Source organism: Bacillus sp. JJ1764 (assembly GCF_036962145.1).
Taxonomy (GTDB): Bacteria; Bacillota; Bacilli; order Bacillales; family Cytobacillaceae; genus Neobacillus.
Genome location: NZ_JBALNY010000023.1, coordinates 13983 through 14446, shown reverse-complemented (window position 1 = coordinate 14446; position 464 = coordinate 13983). Strand labels below are relative to the sequence as shown.

Genomic DNA, 464 nt, shown 5'->3' with positions numbered 1-464 from the left:
ATAAAATTTATAATGGAATTTATAATGAAGAATCACTGTTCTATTATTCGAGCTTTTATTATGCATATAGGAAAGTTAAGGGTGGTGACATAGAGGAAATCCAAAGGCAATTTCAAAAAATTAACTTAGATGTTATGGCAATGTTAATAAATATGAAATCAATTATGAAAAACGAGGCGGACCTTGGCTCGTCAACTGATAATTATTTTTTTTCACGAATGGAAAATTGTACATGGGCATTTACATATGTGATAAAAAATGAATTAGAAGAGTTTTATGTACCTTGTTTATACAGTATTTCAAATATGATGCAAACCTTAATACTATATTGTAAGGCGGGTAAAAGTAAGTATTCCGGACAAAGTCAATCACTACTGACTATGTTACAAGGGATTTTAAATAATTTTATTTCAAATCCAAAAGTTCAAGGAATATTAAAAGAAAATAATCAATTAAGATTTTTT

The 464-nt window shown here is 27.4% G+C and carries 1 protein-coding gene; it reads left to right on the top strand.

Going from position 1 to position 464, the window contains the following annotated elements; all coding sequences use genetic code 11:
- On the top strand, positions 1 to 464 hold a 464-nt coding region (locus tag V7083_RS03930; protein ID WP_335475593.1), incomplete at both ends, for a hypothetical protein.